Source organism: Neisseria sp. P0013.S005 (genome assembly GCF_051958425.1).
Taxonomy (GTDB): Bacteria; Pseudomonadota; Gammaproteobacteria; order Burkholderiales; family Neisseriaceae; genus Neisseria; species Neisseria subflava.
Genome location: NZ_JBQCVL010000040.1, coordinates 1 through 541, shown reverse-complemented (window position 1 = coordinate 541; position 541 = coordinate 1). Strand labels below are relative to the sequence as shown.

Here is a 541-nt window from a genome sequence, read left to right as displayed (position 1 = left end):
CGCGCCGCCTACACGCTGGCTGGCGGAGGCATCGAAGACTTGAGCCGATCGCTGCTGGCAGGTTTTTTGGTGCAGTACCAGTCAACGATGACAATGTTGCAAGACACGTCGGTCGAGGATCTGATGCCGTCCGAGCGCGCCAAATTGTTGGCGAGCCTGTCGGATGCGTTTACTAAGACCGTGGCGGCAAACAAACGGGTATTGCCTGAAGTTCAAGAATCTGCGATTGCCATTAAAGTCATCGAAAAGCTGTTTGCCTATATTGCCGACCAACATCCAGATATGTTGGCTGCTTTTGATACGGTACTGCAAGGCTTTCAAACTGTCATCGAGAAAGAGTTTTAATTATGCAGGGAAAATTAAGCCAATCCGAACTGCGTGCCCGAATGTCCGCCATCCGGGCAGACATCAATCGGCGCATCAGTGCGGCGGATATCGGATTGTCTGCTGCGCCTACGGATATTGCCGAGCGTCGCGCCAAAGTGATGCAGTGTACGCCCGAGGCTTTCCGTTTTTTCTGCAAGACTTATCTACCGCATTA

1 protein-coding gene and 1 pseudogene are annotated in these 541 nt (G+C 52.1%); both read left to right on the top strand.

Going from position 1 to position 541, the window contains the following annotated elements:
- A partial coding sequence (locus tag ACTHTA_RS11400; protein ID WP_440364680.1) for a DUF1804 family protein occupies window positions 1-345 on the top strand: 345 nt, incomplete at its 5' end.
- A gap of 2 nt (window positions 346-347) precedes the next feature.
- Window positions 348-541 (top strand): annotated as a pseudogene (locus ACTHTA_RS11395) (phage terminase large subunit); the annotation flags it as partial.